Genomic DNA, 16,403 nt, shown 5'->3' on the forward strand with positions numbered 1-16,403 from the left:
ACAACCGGCTTAATGTAGCGGTAAAGCCCGCCATGTAGCAAGTGTCAGGGCAGGACGGTCAGTAGCGTGCGTCCTTCGAGTTGAATCTGCCGGAAAGTTATCTGGTAAAGCGGAGTCAGGCGCTGCGGCGTCAGGACCTTTGCCGGTTCGCCCTGCGCAACCACCTGTCCCCTGTTCATCAGCCAGACCCGATCGGCGTGTTGCAGGCTGTGATTGAGGTCGTGACTACTGGCGATAACGCTGATACCTGCCGCGCACAGCGCCGCAATCAGATCGTCTGCCGCTTTCTGCTGGCCGATATCCAGCGCCGTCATTGGCTCATCAAGAATTAACAATCGCCCGTGGGGATTGATGAGAGGATCAATCTGCGCACAGACTGCCGCCAGCCTGACGCGCTGCCATTCACCGCCGGAGAGTCTGGTCAGGGAACGGGTTAATTTATCCTGCAGCTGCAGCTGTTGCAGCAGCGTACTGAGCCGGACATCGGACTGCGACCCCGCCTGCTTCAGATGCAGACGTAAATAGTGCCAGACCGGCATCTGGCTCAGCGGCGCCTGCTGCTGGGGCAGCCAGCCCCGAACCCTGGAGAGCGCCGCGCCGCGCCAGTCAATCAGCGGCTTTTCATCCAGCAGCACCCTCCCTGAGGCGGGTTGCAGACCCGCAATCACACTCAGTAAGGTGCTTTTACCTGCGCCATTCGGGCCTGCCACGTGCAGCAGCTGACCGGCGGCAAGTTCACCGTTCATTGGCAGCAGCCGCCCGGGAACAGCAGCCTGATGCAGGCGTAACAGCATCTATTTTGCCAGCGCCTGCTTAATGGTTTCCAGAATGATTGGATCTTCCGGCGTCATATCAGGTGCAAAACGCTGGATCACGCTGCCGTCACGGCCAATCAGGAATTTTTCGAAATTCCACAGAATGTCGCCCTGCGCTTTCGGCGCGCGGCCTTTACTCTCCATACGCTCGTAAAAGCCGCTGCCTTCCGGACGCACCGCGTCAGGACGGGCCGCGATCATCTGCGCATAGAGTGGATGACGACCTTCGCCGTTGACCTCGGTTTTGGCAAACATCGGGAACGTGACGCCATAGGTCGTGCTGCAGAAGGTTTTGATCTCCTCACTGCTGCCCGGCTCCTGCTCCAGAAACTGATTGCAGGGGAAACCGAGTACGCTGAAGCCCTGATCCTGCCAGGCTTTCTGCAGGTTTTCCAGCTCTTCATATTGCGGCGTCAGACCACATTTAGAGGCCACATTGACCACCAGCAGAACCTTGCCCTGCCACTGTGACAGCGTGGTTTTTTCTCCATCGAGCGTAACCAGTTCAGTCTCATAAATGTTCATGCTATTTCCTTTGTGGATGCTGTTGTGGATCCAGAATAACCAGCCGAAGCTAGCGCGAAGATTTCACCAGTAAAATAATAAACAGCGGCGCGCCCAGTGTCGCGGTCACGACACCTATCGGCAATTCCGCCGAGGTCAGCGCCAGACGTGCCACGATATCGGCGGCCAGAAGCACCGCCGCGCCCGCCAGCGCCGAGGCCGGCAGCAGATAACGGTGATCGCTGATACCGCTCAGGCGCAGGAGATGCGGGATGACCAGCCCGACAAAACCAATGGCACCGGCCATCGCGACGCTGATACCCACCAGCCATCCCATCGCCAGCACCAGCAGGTTACGCCAGTAAAAGAGGGACAGTCCGAGCTGACGGGCGGATGTCTCGCCCAGCGCCAGCAGATTGAGGATTGGCCCGGTCGCTCCCAGGGCCAGCATCACCGGCAGCAGCGCCAGCATCATCCAGCCATAGCGCCAGTCAATCCCGCTGAATCCCCCCATCATCCAGTACATCAACTGACGCAGATCGAGACTGGTGCTGAAGTAGACCGCCCAGGTCATGATGGCGCTGCAAATAATCCCCAGCGCCACACCGGTCAGCAACAGCCGGGTGACCGAAAGCTGACGATGCGCAAAATGCAGCAGAATCAGCGTAATAATCAACGCACCGGCCATCGCCGCCAGCCCGAGGCTCCACAGCGAGCCGCTGCCCAGCAGCACGCCGAGCACCAGGCCAATACCGGCGCCGTTCGAGACGCCAAGGAGGCCAGGCTCTGCCAGCGGATTGGTAAACAGCGCCTGCATCACCACACCGCATATCGCCAGAGACGCCCCCACCAGCACCACCGCCAGGCTGCGGGGCAACCGCAACTGCCAGACAAAGAGTCTGCCGCTCTCGGTGAACCACGCTGCGGGCGCGATCCAGCTGTCTCCGGCACAGAGGCTGAGACAGAGCAGTGCACAGAGCGTAAGAGCCAGCGCACTCAGCCATTTCTGGCCGCGCTGGTCGGACTGGCGCGCGAACGTGTCGAGCAGAGACATAAGCAGGATTAGCTGAGAAAACAGTGATTTGATTGTAGAGAGATTGCAGAAAAAAGAAAGGCTGATGAGGCGGTTTGCGCAGGCCTGCCGTGGCGATTAACGGCGCGGGGAGCGGTGATGTTGTGTGCCGGAACCATGAAAAAAGGCCGCTTTCGCGGCCTTTTTGAAACGCTGAAATTCAGTCAGTCTCTTTGGGTGTAGCGTTCTCTACGCGGCTTTTCAGCTTCTGTCCTGGGCGGAACGTTACTACGCGACGCGCAGTAATCGGAATATCTTCACCCGTTTTCGGGTTTCTGCCAGGACGCTGGTTTTTGTCACGCAGGTCGAAATTACCAAACCCAGACAGTTTAACCTGTTCTCCATTTTCCAAAGCGCGGCGAACCTCTTCGAAAAACAGCTCCACTAACTCTTTGGCATCGCGTTTGCTTAACCCGAGTTTCTCAAACAGGTACTCTGACATCTCAGCTTTTGTAAGCGCCATAGGTTCAATCCCTCAAGGTTGCCTGGAATCGCTCTTTTAATGCCGCAACGCATTTGCCAACGGTCGCGGCAATCTCCTCTTCTTCGAGTGTCCGGCTGGTATCCTGCAAAATCAGGCTGATTGCGAGGCTCTTGTAGCCCTCAGAAACGCCCTTACCGCGGTACACGTCAAACAAGTTTACGCCAACTACCTGATTTACGCCAACTTTCTTACACTCTGCGATGATATCTGCTGCAGGGACGTTTTCAGCCACCACAACAGCAATATCACGACGGTTCGCCGGGAAGCGAGAAATCTCGCGCGCGTCAGGCAGGACGCGGTCTGCGACCTTATTCCAAAGCAGTTCAAAGACTAAGGTGCGGCCATTAAGATCAAGCTTACGTTCCAGCTCAGGATGAACCACGCCGATAAAACCGATATGTTCATCATGCAAATAAATCGCCGCGCTCTGTCCTGGATGCAACGCCGGATTCACTTCAGCACGGAAGCTGATGTTATCCAGTTTGCCGGTTAAATCGAGCAGCGACTCTAAATCGCCTTTCAAATCATAGAAGTCAACGGTCTGACGCGCCAGATCCCAGTGCTCTTCAACGCGGTTGCCACTGATCACGCCAGCCAGCATAAGATCCTGACGGATACCTAAATCCGCCTGGCTATCGGGCACAAAACGTAAGCCGCTCTCGAACAGGCGTACGCGGCTCTGCTGACGGTTCTGGTTGTAAACCACTGCACTGAGCAGGCCAGTCCAGAGTGACAGACGCATCGTCGACATGTCGCTGGAGATCGGGCTTGGCAGTAGCAGCGCCTCTTCACCCGGATGAAGCAGCTGCTGGATTTTTGGATCAACGAAGCTGTAGGTAATCGCTTCCTGATAACCTTTATCCACCAGCATGTTTTTAGCGCGCTTCAGCGACAGGTTCGCTTCGCGGTGCTGGGTCATTACCAGCCCGGCCTGTACTGGCACATCCGGAATGTTGTTATAGCCGTAAATACGCGCCACTTCTTCGACCAGGTCTTCTTCGATCGCCATATCGAAACGCCAGCTCGGGGCCACAGCCTGCCACTGCCCTTCACCCACAGTGACTTCACAGCCCAGGCGGGTCAGGATGTCAGTAACCTGATCATCCGCAATGACGTGGCCAATCAGACGGTCCAGTTTTTCACGGCGCAGGGTGATCGTCGCCGGTACAGGGAGTGCTGTCTGATGGGTCTGATCGATGACTGGGCCCGCTTCACCGCCGCAGATTGACAGCAGCAGCTCGGTCGCACGCTCCAGCGCGGTGTGTTGCAGCGCCGGGTCAACGCCACGCTCGTAGCGATGTGACGCGTCGGTATGCAGACCGTGACGACGTGCGCGACCGGTGATAGAAAGCGGGTCAAAGTATGCGCACTCGAACAGGATGTTTTGCGTTTCGCCGTTCACACCTGAATGTTCGCCACCAAAAATACCGGCCATGGCCAGCGCTTTCTGGTGATCGGCGATCACTAAGGTATCACTTTGCAGACTGGCTTCAGTGCCATCCAGCAGTGTCAGCTTTTCGCCCTCTTTCGCCATGCGCACCACGATACCGCCGTCAATGCGGTCGAGGTCGAAGGCGTGCATCGGCTGACCCAGTTCCAGCAGAACGTAGTTAGTGATGTCTACAACCGGATCGATTGAACGAATGCCGCAGCGACGCAGCTTCTCTTTCATCCACAGTGGCGTCGCCGCCGCAACGTTAATCCCTTTCACTACGCGGCCCAGATAGCGCGGACAGGCTTCTGTTGCGTCAACCTGGATCGGGAATGTCTCGTTGAGCGTAGCCGTGACCGGCTGCATCTGCGGCTTGTTCAGCGGTAAACCGTTCAGCACAGCGACATCACGGGCGATACCGATCAGACCCAGGCAGTCGGCGCGGTTAGGCGTGACGCTGATTTCAATGGTGTTGTCATCCAGCTGCAGGTATGTGCGGATGTCGGTGCCAATGGGCGCATCGGCAGGCAGTTCGATAATGCCGTTGTGGTCGTCGGAAATGCCCAGCTCGGAGAACGAGCAGAGCATACCTTCAGACGGCTCGCCACGCAGTTTGGCCGCTTTGATTTTGAAATCACCTGGCAGCACGGCACCCACGGTCGCGACGGCGACTTTCAGTCCCTGACGGCAGTTCGGCGCGCCACAGACGATATCCAGCAGACGCTCGCCGCCCACATTGATTTTGGTCACACGCAGCTTGTCGGCATTGGGGTGCTGACCGCACTCAACCACTTCACCGACCACGACGCCATGAAACGCACCCGCAACCGGCTCAACGCCGTCCACTTCCAGGCCAGCCATGGTGATTTGTTCAGACAGCGCAGCGCTGTCCAGGGCTGGATTTACCCATTCGCGTAACCAGAGTTCACTGAATTTCATTGGATATCCTGCCCTTACTTAAATTGTTTGAGGAAACGTAAATCATTTTCGAAGAAAGCACGCAGATCGGTCACGCCGTAGCGCAACATGGTCAGACGCTCCATGCCCATACCAAAGGCGAAGCCGGAATAGACTTCCGGATCGATGCCGACATTACGCAGCACGTTTGGATGTACCATGCCGCAACCCAGCACTTCGAGCCATTTACCGTTTTTACCCATCACGTCCACTTCTGCGGACGGCTCAGTAAACGGGAAGTAAGAAGGACGGAAACGGATCTGCAAATCTTCTTCGAAGAAGTTGTTAAGGAAATCGTGCAGCGTCCCTTTCAGATTGGTAAAGCTGATGTTTTTATCAACAATCAGCCCTTCCATCTGATGGAACATCGGCGTATGCGTCTGGTCGTAATCGTTACGGTAGACGCGGCCTGGTGCAATAATGCGGATTGGCGGCTGCTGAGCCTGCATAGTACGGATCTGTACGCCAGAGGTCTGGGTGCGCAGCAGGCGGGTAGCGTCGAACCAGAAGGTATCATGATCGGCACGCGCCGGATGATGGGCAGGAATATTCAGCGCATCGAAGTTATGATAATCATCTTCAATTTCTGGTCCGGTCACGACAGCAAAGCCTAACTCACCGAAGAAAGTCTCAATGCGATCCATGGTGCGGGTCACAGGATGCAGACCGCCATTCTCAATACGACGGCCCGGCAGAGAAACATCAATGGTCTCTTCCGCAAGACGGGCGTTCAGCACTGCGGATTCCAGCGCATCTTTGCGTGCATTGAGACGCTCGGTGACCTGCTGTTTCGCTTCGTTGATAACAGCACCCGCTGCAGGACGCTCTTCGGCTGGCAGCTCGCGTAATGTGGTCATCTGCAGTGTCAGATGTCCTTTCTTACCGAGGTATTCGACGCGCACCGCGTCAAGGGCGGCGATATCCGTCGCCCCGTCGATGGCCGCCGTGGCGCTGGCCACCAGTTCTGCGAGTTGGGACATAATTTCCTCTTTTTCCAGTCAGGCTGGTCAGTTCTCGTTGGGACCTGCCGGTCCAATATGCTAGCGCCAGAAACAAAAAAGCCTCCACGAGGGAGGCTTTCAGCGCGATTTTTCGTTTCTTCTCTTATGCGCAAAAGCCCCCGAATGTCAGGCGCTAAAGTAAAAAAAGAAACGGAAAATAGCAGCATTCATGCTTGCGGTTACCTTGTGATGCTATACAGGGGTACTATTGAAATGCTCAGCGACTAAAATGTCAATCATTTGCGTAAGTTACAGGCAATAAAAAAGGGAGCAAGCTCCCTTTTCCATCTGACTTACGCCAGGGCTGATTTCGCTTTTTCGACCAGTGCAGAGAATGCCACTTTGTCGAATACAGCGATGTCGGCCAGGATCTTACGGTCAATCTCAATGGCTGCTTTCTTCAGACCATTGATGAAACGGCTGTATGACATGCCGTTCTGACGTGCCGCTGCGTTAATACGCGCGATCCACAGCTGACGGAACTGACGCTTACGCTGACGACGGTCACGGTAAGCATACTGACCAGCTTTGATAACAGCCTGGAAAGCAACACGGTAAACACGTGAACGTGCACCGTAATAGCCTTTAGCTTGTTTTAAGATTTTTTTGTGACGTGCGCGAGCAACTACACCACGTTTTACACGAGCCATTTAGCTCTCCTGTTTAATATTCTGAATTAAAGAAAAAAATTTACTTATGCGTACGGCAGGCAGGCAATAACCAGACCCAGATCGCCTTTAGACACCATGCCTTTCGGACGCAGGTGACGTTTACGCTTAGTAGATTTTTTAGTCAGAATATGACGCAGGTTTGCGTGTTTACGCTTGAAGCCGCCAGAAGCGGTCTTCTTGAAGCGCTTAGCCGCGCCACGTACAGTTTTAATCTTTGGCATTTTAAAAATATCCACTTCGCATTGTTAATAACATGACCCAGACAGGCGAACAGACAATCGCACAACGCAAGCGTTGCGCGATTACTGCTACTTGAAAGCCTACTGTTTCTTCTTAGGAGCGAGCACCATGATCATCTGGCGGCCTTCGATCTTCGAAGGGAAGGATTCGACAATGGCCAAATCCAGATCTTCACACAGGTCTTTACGGACGCGGTTAAGCACTTCCATACCGATCTGCTGGTGCGCCATCTCACGACCGCGGAAACGCAGCGTGATTTTGGCTTTATCGCCATCTTCCAGAAAGCGAATCAGGTTGCGTAGTTTGACCTGATAGTCGCCATCATCGGTTCCAGGACGGAATTTGATTTCCTTGACCTGAATAACTTTCTGCTTCTTCTTCTGTTCCTTAGAAGATTTGCTTTTTTCATAGAGGAACTTGCCGTAATCCATAATACGGCAGACCGGCGGTTCGGCATTCGGGCTGATTTCGACTAAGTCGCCGCCCGCTTCCTCAGCTTTTTCCAAAGCTTCGCGTAATGTGACAATGCCAATCGGCTCGCCATCCATGCCTGTTAAGCGCACTTCAGTTGCGCGAATTTCACTGTTAATCTTGTTCGGACGCGTAGGTAGTACTCGTTTTCCGCCTTTAATACTTTATTCCTCCAATTGTTGAAGATTTCGGCTGCGAACCTCTTGTTGCAATTTCGCAACAAACACATCGACATCCATCGACCCAAGGTCTTTACCACGGCGGGTGCGAACGGCAACTTTGCCAGCTTCCACCTCTTTATCACCGCAGACCAACATATAAGGGACGCGACGTAATGTGTGCTCGCGGATTTTAAAGCCTATCTTCTCATTTCTCAAGTCTGCTTTCACACGAATGCCAGCATTCTGCAGCTTACGCGTCAAAGACTCAACATATTCCGCTTGTCCATCGGTAATATTCATTACCACGACTTGCAGCGGTGCCAGCCAGGTTGGGAAGAAACCGGCAAATTCTTCGGTAAGAATACCGATGAAACGCTCCATTGATCCCAGAATCGCACGGTGAATCATCACTGGCGTCTGACGATCATTGTTTTCACCCACATACGTTGCTTCAAGGCGTTTTGGCAGGGAGAAGTCTAGCTGAACTGTGCCGCACTGCCAGGCGCGATCAAGGCAATCATACAACGTGAACTCAATTTTAGGACCGTAGAACGCACCTTCGCCAGGCTGGAACTCAAACTCAATATTGTTTTCGTTCAGCGCGGCAGCCAGGTCTTCCTCGGCACGATCCCACATTTCATCAGTACCGATGCGCTTCTCAGGACGGGTGGATAACTTCACCACGATCTTTTCAAAGCCGAAGGTGCTGTACATGTCATAAACCATGCGGATACAGCTGTTTACTTCGTCACGTACCTGCTCTTCAGTACAGAAGACGTGCGCGTCATCCTGGGTAAAGCCACGTACACGCATCAGACCGTGCAGCGCACCTGATGGTTCATTACGGTGACAGCTACCGAACTCCGCCATACGCAATGGCAGGTCACGGTAAGATTTCAGACCCTGATTGAAGATCTGAACATGCCCAGGACAGTTCATCGGTTTGATGCAATATTCACGGTTCTCAGACGAGGTCGTGAACATCGCTTCTTTGTAGTTTTCCCAGTGCCCGGTTTTTTCCCACAGGACGCGATCCATCATGAAGGGACCTTTAACTTCCTGGTACTGGTACTCTTTTAATTTGCTGCGGACAAACACTTCCAGTTCGCGGAAGATGGTCCAGCCGTCATTATGCCAGAAGACCATGCCTGGCGCTTCTTCCTGCATATGGTAGAGATCCAGCTGCTTACCAATCTTACGATGGTCACGCTTCGCCGCCTCTTCCAGACGCTGCAGATAGGCTGCCAGCTGCTTTTTGTCTGCCCATGCGGTGCCATAAATACGCTGCAGCATTTTGTTGCTGCTGTCGCCGCGCCAGTAGGCACCGGAGATCTTCTGCAGTTTAAAATGATGGCAGAACCGCATGTTCGGCACGTGCGGACCGCGGCACATGTCGACATATTCTTCGTGATGATACAGGCCAGGTTTATCGTCATGGCTGATGTTTTCATCAAGTATGGTGGTCTTGTAAATTTCGCCGCGCGCCGCAAAGACGTCACGTGCTTCCTGCCAGCTGACCTTTTTCTTCACCACATCGTAGTTGGTTTCAGCCAACTGATGCATGCGTTTTTCCAGCAGGTCGATATCTTCCTGAGTCAGGGTACGATCGATGTCGACATCATAATAGAAGCCGTTATCAATGACCGGACCGATCGCCATTTTGGTATCCGGCCACAGCTGTTTAATCGCATGCCCTAACAGGTGCGCACAGGAGTGACGGATGATTTCCAGGCCCGCTTCATCTTTAGCGGTAATAATCGCAACAGCAGCATCTTCGGTAATGGGATCGACAGCATCAACCAGTTCACCGTTAACACGGCCAGCGATGCAGGCTTTTGCCAGACCCGGACCGATGTCCATCGCAATATCCATCACACTGACGGGGCGGTCAAAGACACGCTGGCTGCCATCAGGAAGCGTAATTACAGGCATTTCATATCCTTATTTGCAGTGGTAAGCCACACGAAAGCCTACATGCAATGTAATGTAGAATGAGTGACCTGGCGTGATATCAGACCCACATTGTCGGAATGTCGCCAGGATTTTAGTGCGGGGCAGATAATAGCAGTTTTCCCCGTTGAGAAAAACCCATCCCCTTTTCCCTAAGCCATGGAGAGGACAAAAAAAAGCGGCCTGACACACTGTCAGGCCGCCGGATACACCCCAGGCAAAAATGCGCTTACATGGCGTAAGAGAGCATGATTGAGGTTTTGGTATCCGTACGATCCGGCGCAGATTCAGCCGGATGGTTGTTCCAGCTCACGTTGTAAGCCAGTTTCAGCGCGAAATGGCTGTTAATCGCTACCTGCAGACCGGTTTCGGAGTTCACCGTGGTGTCTTCTCCGAAGGTACTCAGCACGGAGACACCCTGAATGAATTTAGTGGTATCGGTCAGCTGCCACTGATAGCTGACTGCGCCATAGCCCAGCGCCTTGGTCTCATGGCCACCGGCGTGGTAATCATCATAACGTACGCCCGGACCGAATTCCGCACGCAGCGAGTGTACCGGGCCATTCAGAATCTGACGACCGTAACCGGCAGTCAGGACGTCGCGTGAATCGTAACCGTTGAAACGATCGCTTAACCAGCTCGCCTGTCCAAACAGGTAGTCATACGAGTTAAGGTTGTAACGTGAACGACCACCAATGTTGTAGGTCTCAGAAGAGCGCTCATCATTTGAAGAGGTATTAGCTGCGTTACCCCACAAGCTGTATGCCATAGATGACTGATACCAGGTCATATTGGTCTGGGCCGTTGTGGATGAGCTGGTCGTGTTACCGGTTTGCGCCAGGTATCCCGCAGCAGCAGAACCTTCAAATGGCTTTTTAGCGGTAGAAGGGTCATCCATTGATGTAAATACGGCGTTATCGGCCAGTGCCTGGTGACAAAAAGCTCCGGCGGAGAGCAAAAGAACAGCAGACAGCTTGTTATAGGCTTTCATTAAATGTGATCCGTGCGACTGTTTAAAAAACGGAGAGTCTGAAGCGTTTTGCCAGGCATTCAATGCAATTTACGGTAAGTTTTGTAAAAAATTATTAACTTACACAAAATGCCTGGAATTGCCCTGACAACCCCTGTTAATTGGGACTCATCTTATTAACGTCGCGCATTATAGTGCTGCACAAATGAAAAGCCAGACGTAACGGCAGAAGAATTTTTCATCATCCTCCTGGCTCCTTACACAGATTTACGCTGTGCGTCACGTCCGATACCCGGCATCTCCTTCATAATTCGCCTGATTTTTCGCCATGGTCTACGCTCAGTTCAGTTTCTTTTCCCCTGGAGGTACCGCATGAGCAGCAATGATTTAACCCGCTACATTGTGACCTTTCATTATCAGGAGTCGGGATTGAGTGACATCCTGGAACTGACCAGCGCAATGACCGCCGCCGGTTTTACCACCACGCTGACTGACAACGACGGTCACCCCCATGAGCTGGGAACGAACAGCTATGGCATTGTCAGTTCACTGGAGGCTGAAGATCTGCGACAACAGGTTACGGCGGCCGGTGAAAGCGCGTTGGGTCAGAAACCTGAAGTGACTGTCATGACCGTTGAAGAGTATCTGCGCAACACGGCGGATTCTCGCCCCGCCACCTCCGCGCCAGAATAAGAGGTGCAATCGTGCGCGTTTTGGTGAATATTTAGGCAATACAATCGTTCTTACGCAGCGAATAACGAGGATAGCCCAATGTGGTCAGCCATTAGTCGTCTGTTAAGCGAGCAGTTAGGCAACGCCGAAATCACTCAACGTCACGCCCTTGCGGGTGGTGATATCCATCCTGCCTGGCATATCCGCTACGGTGAACATGACGTCTTTGTCAAAAGTAACAGCCGCGATATGCTTTCGCTTTTTACCTGGGAAGCCGATCAGCTGGCCTTGCTGGCGCGCACCGGCACAGTTCGGGTGCCTAAAGTCTATGGTGTGGGTCATCACCGTGAGGAGAGCTTTCTGCTGCTGGAATATATCCGGCCACAGCCGCTGGATGAACAGAGCGCGTTTCAGTTGGGACAGCAACTGGCTCGCCTGCACCAGTGGAGCGAGCAGACCCAGTTCGGACTGGATTTCGACAATAATATTACCACCACGCCACAACCTAACAGCTGGCTGCGGCGCTGGTCGGTGTTTTTTGCCGAACAGCGCATTGGCTGGCAATTGCAGCTGGCGGCGGAAAAAGGCATTCAGTACGGCGATACGGAGTTGATTATCGCCTCCGTGCAGCGGGTGCTCGCGTCCCATCATCCGCAACCGTCGCTGCTGCATGGCGATCTCTGGCCCGCTAACTGCGCCAGCAGCGACCAGGGCCCCTGGCTGTTCGATCCCGCCTGCTACTGGGGTGACCGTGAATGTGATTTAGCGATGCTAAGCTGGTACCCCGACCTGCCCCGCCAGATTTACGACGGTTATCAGTCGGTGTGGCCGTTACCCGATGGGTTTTCACAGCGCCTGCCCGTTTATCAGCTTTACTATCTGCTGAACCGGGCTAACGTGTTTGGCGGGCACTGGCCTGGCGATGCACAGTTCGCTATTGGCGAGTTGCTGGATGAAGATGCACTCGGCAACAGTCAGGCCAGGCCGGCCTGACGAGGTTTACCGTCAGATAAAACCCAGCAGCGACAGTGCAAAATAACCGGCTATCGCAATCACCACTGGCAGCACATAAAGCGGGAAAATCTGCAGGAAGATGGTGTGGCGGGGGACGCGCACCTTCTCTTCCAGTTGCTGACGGGTGCGCCCTTCCGGGCCCTTTGCCTGTTCCAGAATCATCTGGTCCTCAATGCCCTCTTTAACGTGACGCGCCTGACGTCCCATCCGCGCGCCTGACGACTCCAGCGCCAGCCCGACAAAAATCAGAATGTAGATCAGCCAGAAGCCCAGGTTCATCTGACCGTTAAATTCGGGTACCGGCGAGTTATGCCAGAAAACGTTCAGGAACGGCGTATTGAAGCGCAGCATATCGACAATGACATGAACGAAATCAAGCATAACGGCATCAATGCCGGGCTGCTTTTCGCTGTGCTTAAACATAAAGCTCAGCACAGAAATAATGGTCGACATCAGCGCCACTAAAAAGAGCACCCAGCCCGCCACGCGCTTAAGGATGGCGATACGGCCAGCCTGTTGATAGGTCATGATATCTCCTGAACCTGGAATCCAATTTGCCGTCAGTCTACCTGCCAACGGTGAAATTTCCCAAATAAAGCGTGGTCGATCGGGCAGAGAGTGCGCCCGCAGAGAATGATGTTAAGGTAAAGTCGACTTTATAAGGAGAACTCTGATGCCGTATCACCGCCCTGTCCTCGCCGCCCTGTTTGATATGGATGGTTTACTGATCGATTCTGAGCCGCTGTGGGATCAGGCTGAGCTGGATATCTTTTCAACGCTGGATGTTGACCTGTCACGTCGCAGTGAAATGCCCGACACTCTGGGTCTGCGCATCGATCAGACTGTACGGATGTGGTACGAAACACTGCCCTGGCAGGGTCCTTCGCAGCAGGAGGTTACTGACCGTATTATTGCCCGTGCGATGACGCTGGTGGATCAGACGCGGCCCCTGCTGCCAGGCGTGGAAACGGCGCTGCAACTGTGCCGCGAACAGGGACTGAAAATCGGCCTTGCCTCAGCCTCACCGCTCAGGATGCTTGAGCAGGTGCTGGAGATGTTCAATCTGCGCCACTATTTCGATGTGCTCTCTTCCGCAGAAGCCCTGCCCTACAGTAAGCCTCATCCGCAGGTCTATCTCAACGCAGCCGACAGCCTGGCAATCGATCCGCTTAACTGTGTCACGCTGGAAGATTCCTTTAACGGCATGATCGCCACCAAAGCGGCGCGTATGCGGTCAATTGTGGTACCCGCCGCTGAACACCGTGACGACTCTCGCTGGGCGCTGGCGGATGTCCGGCTGGATGCTCTGACACAGCTCAGCCTGCAGCATCTGCAGGGATGAAGAACCGCCCGCCTGATGCGGGCTTTTTTTTGCCTGGCAATCTTCTCACTTGATCTCACTCGCAATAAAATAAAACAACGTTTCATTTTTATTGAATTCCAGTACCACTCTGCCTAAGATGCCCGAAGCGTCCCCATTCGGGGCATAAAAACCTGACCTGCAGAGAGGCCTGAGATGGACATTCGTCAAAGCATTCACAGCGATCACGCTAAACAACTCGACACCGATGCGTTGCGCCGTGAGTTCCTGATTGAAACGATTTTCACTGCCGATGACTACGCCCTGACTTACAGCCACATCGACCGCATCATCATTGGCGGCGTCATGCCGGTAAACGCGCCCGTGACGATGGGTGATGAAATGGGAAAACAGCTGGGCGTCAGCTATTTCCTCGAGCGCCGCGAGCTGGGCATGATCAATATTGGCGGACCGGGGCGTGTGGAAGTGGACGGTAAAGCGTGGGAAATCGGTCACGAAGAGGCGCTTTACATCGGCAAAGGTGCCCGCAACCTGCTGTTCCGCAGTCTGAATCCGTCTCAGCCCGCCAAATTCTATTTCAACAGTGCACCCGCACACAGCACCTTCCCGGACAGGAAAATCACGCTGCAGGAGGCGGCTACCGCCACGCTGGGCGATGCCGCGACCTCGAACCGCCGAACCATTCATAAATTCATCGTGCCGGATGTGCTGCCCACCTGTCAGCTCACCATGGGCTTGACCAAACTGGATGAAGGCAGCCTGTGGAACACCATGCCCTGCCACACCCACGAACGTCGCATGGAAGTCTATTTCTACTTCGATATGAGCGAAGAGAGCGCCGTCTTCCACATGATGGGGCAACCGCAGCAGACCCGTCATCTGCTGGTACATAACGAGCAGGCGGTGATCTCACCCAGCTGGTCAATTCACGCCGGTGTCGGTACCCAGCGTTACACCTTTATCTGGGGCATGGTGGGTGAGAATCAGGTCTTTGATGACATGGATCACGTCAAAATCAGTGAACTGCGCTAAGCAGAGGAGAAATACTATGGTACTGAATACGTTTAGCCTGGAAGGTAAAGTGGCAATGGTAACCGGCTGCAACACCGGTTTAGGTCAGGGCATGGCGCTGGGTCTGGCACAGGCGGGCTGCGATATTGTCGGCGTTAACCGTAACGGCCCGGATGACACCCAAAGCAAGGTGGAGGCGCTGGGTCGCCGCTTCTGGCCGGTGCAGGCCGATCTGTTGCAGACCAGCGTAGTAGCCTCTGTGGTTGAGCAGGCGCTGGCCGCTGCAGGTAAAATTGACATTCTGGTCAATAATGCCGGTATTATTCGCCGGGAAGACGCCCTGGACTTCAGCGAGCAGGACTGGGATGACGTGATGAATATCAATAGTAAGAGCCTGTTTTTCCTGTCTCAGCAGGTTGCCCGTCAATTTATCGCACAGGGACACGGCGGCAAGATTATCAATATCGCGTCCATGCTCTCCTTCCAGGGCGGAATTCGGGTGCCCTCTTATACCGCCTCGAAAAGTGCCGTGATGGGCCTGACCCGTCTCATGGCAAACGAGTGGGCAAAGCATGGCATTAACGTCAATGCCATCGCACCTGGCTACATGGCGACCAACAATACCGAGCAGTTGAGAAATGACGCGTCCCGCAGCGAAGAGATCCTGGGCCGGATACCGGCCGGACGCTGGGGCGTGCCTGATGACATGATGGGCCCGATAGTCTTCATGGCTTCTGCTGCGTCTGATTATGTCAACGGCTACACCCTGGCCGTCGATGGCGGCTGGCTGGCGCGTTAATTTCCCCAACGGGCAGTGTCCTGGCACTGTCCATTTTATTAATAAAATTCACGCTTCGTTACAGCGTCACATGTTCTCATTTACTGGATAAATCCCTATACTGGATGCATCGACAGTTTTCTTTGTAACCAGGTTCTATCATGACGGGCGAAGGCCACATCATTTTTGCCATTGCCAGCGCTATTTTTGCCAAGCGTGCTGAGCTGACACCCGTGCTGGCACAGGCCGACTGGTGGCATCTTGTTCCCTCAGCCCTGCTGACCTGTCTGCTGCCCGACATCGATCATCCTAAATCTCTGCTGGGACAGCGACTCAGCTGGCTCTCTCATCCTATTGCACGGGCGTTCGGCCATCGGGGATTTACCCACAGTCTGCTGGCGATTGCCGCCGGTTTATGGCTTTTTCAGATTAACCTGCCTCAGTCGTCACCGATTCCACCGGATGTGCTGCAGGGTCTGACGCTCGGCTACCTGAGCCATATAGTGGCCGATATGCTGACGCCCGCCGGGGTTCCGCTGCTGTGGCCCTGCCGCTGGCGCTTCCGCCTGCCGATTCTGCGCAGCCAGAAGGGCAATCAGCTGGAGCGGGCATTGTGTCTGGGACTGGTAGGCTATGCGCTGTGGTTCCCGGTAGGGATGCCATCTTTTGGTGCAAACGGCTGGCCATCTCAGCTGTTCGATACGCTACAAAATGGCGTCGGGCGATTAATTTCCAGTCATACTGCGCAATAAAAACGCGCAAAACACCATTTAGTTATAAACCATGCCATTTGGATATAAGGCACCCTCTGCACCTGCTGTTACCATTCCTGCTGTCTTAATTCGTGATTAACATTATGCGGCCTTCCCATGACGGAAG

The 16,403-nt window shown here is 54.1% G+C and carries 19 protein-coding genes and 1 other annotated feature; of the genes, 6 read left to right on the top strand and 13 right to left on the bottom strand.

Going from position 1 to position 16,403, the window contains the following annotated elements:
- Nucleotides 1-44 precede the first annotated feature (44 nt).
- The 12 genes from btuD to EE896_RS10695 all read right to left on the bottom strand — a co-directional run bounded on the left by btuD (nt 45) and on the right by EE896_RS10695 (nt 10,749).
- Complete coding sequence (btuD, locus tag EE896_RS10640; RefSeq protein WP_003853253.1) at nt 45-794, bottom strand: vitamin B12 ABC transporter ATP-binding protein BtuD; 750 nt, start codon at nt 792-794, stop codon at nt 45-47.
- On the bottom strand, nt 795-1,340 hold the full coding sequence (locus tag EE896_RS10645; protein ID WP_008926185.1) for a glutathione peroxidase: 546 nt from the start codon (nt 1,338-1,340) through the stop codon (nt 795-797).
- Nucleotides 1,341-1,389: 49 nt separating this feature from the next.
- Nucleotides 1,390-2,373 (bottom strand): vitamin B12 ABC transporter permease BtuC, encoded by a 984-nt coding sequence (btuC, locus tag EE896_RS10650; RefSeq protein ID WP_008926184.1) that lies wholly within the window; start codon nt 2,371-2,373, stop codon nt 1,390-1,392.
- 178 nt (nt 2,374-2,551) lie between these two features.
- Nucleotides 2,552-2,854 (bottom strand): integration host factor subunit alpha, encoded by a 303-nt coding sequence (gene ihfA, locus EE896_RS10655; RefSeq protein ID WP_003853259.1) that lies wholly within the window; start codon nt 2,852-2,854, stop codon nt 2,552-2,554.
- 4 nt (nt 2,855-2,858) lie between these two features.
- On the bottom strand, nt 2,859-5,246 hold the full coding sequence (gene pheT, locus EE896_RS10660; RefSeq protein WP_105099235.1) for a phenylalanine--tRNA ligase subunit beta: 2,388 nt from the start codon (nt 5,244-5,246) through the stop codon (nt 2,859-2,861).
- Between the two features lie 14 nt (nt 5,247-5,260).
- On the bottom strand, nt 5,261-6,244 hold the full coding sequence (gene pheS, locus EE896_RS10665; protein WP_003853264.1) for a phenylalanine--tRNA ligase subunit alpha: 984 nt from the start codon (nt 6,242-6,244) through the stop codon (nt 5,261-5,263).
- 71 nt (nt 6,245-6,315) lie between these two features.
- Nucleotides 6,316-6,441, bottom strand: a sequence feature (Phe leader region).
- On the bottom strand, nt 6,392-6,436 hold the full coding sequence (pheM, locus tag EE896_RS10670; protein ID WP_106120997.1) for a pheST operon leader peptide PheM: 45 nt from the start codon (nt 6,434-6,436) through the stop codon (nt 6,392-6,394). (Overlaps the previous feature by 45 nt.)
- Nucleotides 6,442-6,558: 117 nt before the next feature.
- Nucleotides 6,559-6,915, bottom strand: coding sequence for a 50S ribosomal protein L20 (rplT, locus tag EE896_RS10675; RefSeq protein WP_003853267.1), 357 nt, complete (start codon nt 6,913-6,915; stop codon nt 6,559-6,561).
- Between the two features lie 44 nt (nt 6,916-6,959).
- On the bottom strand, nt 6,960-7,157 hold the full coding sequence (rpmI, locus tag EE896_RS10680) for a 50S ribosomal protein L35 (RefSeq protein WP_004157374.1): 198 nt from the start codon (nt 7,155-7,157) through the stop codon (nt 6,960-6,962).
- Between the two features lie 99 nt (nt 7,158-7,256).
- Nucleotides 7,257-7,808 (bottom strand): translation initiation factor IF-3, encoded by a 552-nt coding sequence (gene infC, locus EE896_RS10685; protein WP_033732471.1) that lies wholly within the window; start codon nt 7,806-7,808, stop codon nt 7,257-7,259.
- A 3-nt stretch (nt 7,809-7,811) separates the two neighbouring features.
- Nucleotides 7,812-9,740 carry a threonine--tRNA ligase gene (gene thrS, locus EE896_RS10690; RefSeq protein WP_008926181.1) on the bottom strand — a complete coding sequence of 643 codons (1,929 nt, stop codon included), beginning with the start codon at nt 9,738-9,740 and terminating at the stop codon, nt 7,812-7,814.
- Nucleotides 9,741-9,987: 247 nt separating this feature from the next.
- The gene (locus tag EE896_RS10695) at nt 9,988-10,749 is read right to left on the bottom strand and encodes a DUF481 domain-containing protein (RefSeq protein WP_003848331.1); all 762 of its coding nucleotides are present in this window, start codon (nt 10,747-10,749) and stop codon (nt 9,988-9,990) included.
- Between the two features lie 351 nt (nt 10,750-11,100).
- Here EE896_RS10695 and ghoS point away from each other — a divergent pair, with 351 nt between their 5' ends.
- Nucleotides 11,101-11,421: a type V toxin-antitoxin system endoribonuclease antitoxin GhoS gene (ghoS, locus tag EE896_RS10700; RefSeq protein ID WP_003848334.1), complete on the top strand. Its 321-nt coding sequence runs from the start codon at nt 11,101-11,103 to the stop codon at nt 11,419-11,421.
- Nucleotides 11,422-11,499: 78 nt separating this feature from the next.
- Nucleotides 11,500-12,393 carry a fructosamine kinase family protein gene (locus EE896_RS10705; RefSeq protein ID WP_008926180.1) on the top strand — a complete coding sequence of 298 codons (894 nt, stop codon included), beginning with the start codon at nt 11,500-11,502 and terminating at the stop codon, nt 12,391-12,393.
- 12 nt (nt 12,394-12,405) lie between these two features.
- Here the strand turns inward: EE896_RS10705 and EE896_RS10710 are convergent, their stop codons facing one another.
- On the bottom strand, nt 12,406-12,942 hold the full coding sequence (locus tag EE896_RS10710) for a YniB family protein (protein WP_003848337.1): 537 nt from the start codon (nt 12,940-12,942) through the stop codon (nt 12,406-12,408).
- A 145-nt stretch (nt 12,943-13,087) separates the two neighbouring features.
- Here EE896_RS10710 and hxpB point away from each other — a divergent pair, with 145 nt between their 5' ends.
- The 4 genes from hxpB (at nt 13,088) to EE896_RS10730 (ending at nt 16,276) form a co-directional block, all read left to right on the top strand.
- Nucleotides 13,088-13,756: a hexitol phosphatase HxpB gene (gene hxpB, locus EE896_RS10715; protein WP_140915565.1), complete on the top strand. Its 669-nt coding sequence runs from the start codon at nt 13,088-13,090 to the stop codon at nt 13,754-13,756.
- A 174-nt stretch (nt 13,757-13,930) separates the two neighbouring features.
- Complete coding sequence (kduI, locus tag EE896_RS10720) at nt 13,931-14,767, top strand: 5-dehydro-4-deoxy-D-glucuronate isomerase (RefSeq protein WP_008926179.1); 837 nt, start codon at nt 13,931-13,933, stop codon at nt 14,765-14,767.
- Between the two features lie 16 nt (nt 14,768-14,783).
- On the top strand, nt 14,784-15,545 hold the full coding sequence (gene kduD, locus EE896_RS10725; protein WP_003848343.1) for a 2-dehydro-3-deoxy-D-gluconate 5-dehydrogenase KduD: 762 nt from the start codon (nt 14,784-14,786) through the stop codon (nt 15,543-15,545).
- A 140-nt stretch (nt 15,546-15,685) separates the two neighbouring features.
- On the top strand, nt 15,686-16,276 hold the full coding sequence (locus EE896_RS10730) for a metal-dependent hydrolase (protein ID WP_003848345.1): 591 nt from the start codon (nt 15,686-15,688) through the stop codon (nt 16,274-16,276).
- Nucleotides 16,277-16,403 lie beyond the last annotated feature (127 nt).

The sequence above is a fragment of the Pantoea eucalypti genome (assembly GCF_009646115.1).
GTDB classification, from domain to species: Bacteria; Pseudomonadota; Gammaproteobacteria; order Enterobacterales; family Enterobacteriaceae; genus Pantoea; species Pantoea eucalypti.

Excerpts from the sequence above, each read along its gene's own strand:
- btuD (WP_003853253.1), bottom strand. The coding sequence starts at position 794 with ATGCTGTTACGCCTGCATCAGGCTGCTGTTCCCGGGCGGCTGCTGCCA.
- EE896_RS10645 (WP_008926185.1), bottom strand. The coding sequence starts at position 1,340 with ATGAACATTTATGAGACTGAACTGGTTACGCTCGATGGAGAAAAAACC.
- btuC (WP_008926184.1), bottom strand. The coding sequence starts at position 2,373 with ATGTCTCTGCTCGACACGTTCGCGCGCCAGTCCGACCAGCGCGGCCAG.
- ihfA (WP_003853259.1), bottom strand. The coding sequence starts at position 2,854 with ATGGCGCTTACAAAAGCTGAGATGTCAGAGTACCTGTTTGAGAAACTC.
- pheT (WP_105099235.1), bottom strand. The coding sequence starts at position 5,246 with ATGAAATTCAGTGAACTCTGGTTACGCGAATGGGTAAATCCAGCCCTG.
- pheS (WP_003853264.1), bottom strand. The coding sequence starts at position 6,244 with ATGTCCCAACTCGCAGAACTGGTGGCCAGCGCCACGGCGGCCATCGAC.
- rplT (WP_003853267.1), bottom strand. The coding sequence starts at position 6,915 with ATGGCTCGTGTAAAACGTGGTGTAGTTGCTCGCGCACGTCACAAAAAA.
- rpmI (WP_004157374.1), bottom strand. The coding sequence starts at position 7,157 with ATGCCAAAGATTAAAACTGTACGTGGCGCGGCTAAGCGCTTCAAGAAG.
- thrS (WP_008926181.1), bottom strand. The coding sequence starts at position 9,740 with ATGCCTGTAATTACGCTTCCTGATGGCAGCCAGCGTGTCTTTGACCGC.
- EE896_RS10695 (WP_003848331.1), bottom strand. The coding sequence starts at position 10,749 with ATGAAAGCCTATAACAAGCTGTCTGCTGTTCTTTTGCTCTCCGCCGGA.
- ghoS (WP_003848334.1), top strand. The coding sequence starts at position 11,101 with ATGAGCAGCAATGATTTAACCCGCTACATTGTGACCTTTCATTATCAG.
- EE896_RS10705 (WP_008926180.1), top strand. The coding sequence starts at position 11,500 with ATGTGGTCAGCCATTAGTCGTCTGTTAAGCGAGCAGTTAGGCAACGCC.
- EE896_RS10710 (WP_003848337.1), bottom strand. The coding sequence starts at position 12,942 with ATGACCTATCAACAGGCTGGCCGTATCGCCATCCTTAAGCGCGTGGCG.
- hxpB (WP_140915565.1), top strand. The coding sequence starts at position 13,088 with ATGCCGTATCACCGCCCTGTCCTCGCCGCCCTGTTTGATATGGATGGT.
- kduI (WP_008926179.1), top strand. The coding sequence starts at position 13,931 with ATGGACATTCGTCAAAGCATTCACAGCGATCACGCTAAACAACTCGAC.
- kduD (WP_003848343.1), top strand. The coding sequence starts at position 14,784 with ATGGTACTGAATACGTTTAGCCTGGAAGGTAAAGTGGCAATGGTAACC.
- EE896_RS10730 (WP_003848345.1), top strand. The coding sequence starts at position 15,686 with ATGACGGGCGAAGGCCACATCATTTTTGCCATTGCCAGCGCTATTTTT.